Genomic DNA, 1,563 nt, shown 5'->3' on the forward strand with positions numbered 1-1,563 from the left:
CTAGCCATGGGCCTGACCCACCAGAACGGAGCTTGGGCCCTGGCCTGACCAGCAGTTAGGGGAGCCGCCTCTCGCCGATGGCCGGTGAGACCGCGCATAATCACATCAAGTGGACCGAAGGCCCTCGGTCGTCGCACCCAGAGTGCTCACCTAAAACGCCGCTCGCCATCCCACCGGTGACGCCCGGGCCCGCCGCTCACACGACCGCCAACCCCAATAGCGCCTTGTTCAGCAGTCTCCTAGCCCGGGACGCTGATGCGTCCCTCTTCCGCGGCGAGACCGATGTCGCGGCGGAAGTGTCCGCCGGGCAGGTCCACCCCGTCGAGGATCCGGTAGGCCTCGGCGCGCGCGGCGGCCAGATCCGGGCCCGTGCCGACGACCGACAGGACGCGGCCGCCGGCGGAGACCAGGCGCCCGTCCGCGTCGCGAGCGGTGCCCGCGTGCAGCACACCCGGCTGCTCCGCGCCCTCGATGAGGTCACCACGGCGCGGCGTCGACGGGTAGTGCTCGGCGGCCAGCACCACGGTCACGGCGGCACCGTCCCGCCACACCAGGGGCGGCAGCTCCGCGAGCCGGCCGGTGGCCACGGCGTGGAGCGTCTCGCCCAGGGGCGACTCGAGCAGCGCCAGCACGGCTTGCGTCTCCGGATCGCCGAAACGGCAGTTGAACTCCACGACCTCGGGGCCCTCGGCGGTGATCGCCAGGCCGGCGTACAGCAGGCCCGAGAAGCCGCAGCCGCGGGCCACCATCTCGCGGGCGACCGGCTCGCAGACCTCGGCGACGATCCTGTCGACCATCCCCGCCGGCAGCCACGGCAGGGGCGTGTACGCGCCCATGCCGCCGGTGTTGGGTCCGCGGTCGCCCTCCCCGACGCGCTTGTGATCCTGCGCGGGCAGCAACGGGACGACCGTCTCCCCGTCGACGAGGCAGAACAGCGAGACCTCGGGGCCGTCGAGGAAGGACTCGAGCAGCACCGGGTGGCCGTCGTCGAGGCAGGCCAGCGCGTGGGCGTGGGCGGCCGCACGATCGGGGGTCACCACGACCCCCTTGCCGGCGGCCAGTCCGTCGTCCTTGACGACCCACGTCGGGCCGAACCTGTCGAGCGCCTCGTCGAGGTCGGCGGGCGAGTCCACGATCTCGGCCCGCGCCGTCCGGACACCCGCGGCCACCATCACGTCCTTGGCGAACGCCTTGGAGCCCTCGATGCGGGCGGCCTCCGCCGACGGGCCGAAGACCGGGATGCCGGCCTCCCGCAGCACGTCGGCGACGCCGGCCACCAACGGCACCTCGGGCCCGATCACGACGAGGTCGGCACCGATCTTCCGGGCCAGGGCGGTCACCGCAACGGGGTCGGTCACCGCGACCGCGTGACACGTCGCCTGCACCATCCCCGGGTTCCCGGGCGCGGCGTGCAGCTCGGACACCGCGGGGTCCGCCGCGAGGGCGACGAGGAGGGCGTGCTCACGGGCACCGGAACCGATCACGAGAATGCGCACAGCGCCTACAGTAGCGTCGCGCCCGCGCCGCCTCGATCGGGCCCGGATCGAGGCGGTCTCTAGCTAG

Annotated in this window: 1 protein-coding gene; it reads right to left on the reverse strand. The window is 73.4% G+C overall.

What is annotated here, in order from left to right; genetic code table 11:
- Positions 1–239: 239 nt before the first annotated feature.
- Positions 240–1,496, reverse strand: coding sequence for a phosphoribosylamine--glycine ligase (gene purD / locus DCI01S_RS16395; protein WP_061230201.1), 1,257 nt, complete (start codon positions 1,494–1,496; stop codon positions 240–242).
- Positions 1,497–1,563 lie beyond the last annotated feature (67 nt).

It is taken from the genome of Dietzia cinnamea NBRC 102147 (assembly GCF_001571065.1).
Lineage (GTDB): Bacteria > Actinomycetota > Actinomycetes > Mycobacteriales > Mycobacteriaceae > Dietzia > Dietzia cinnamea.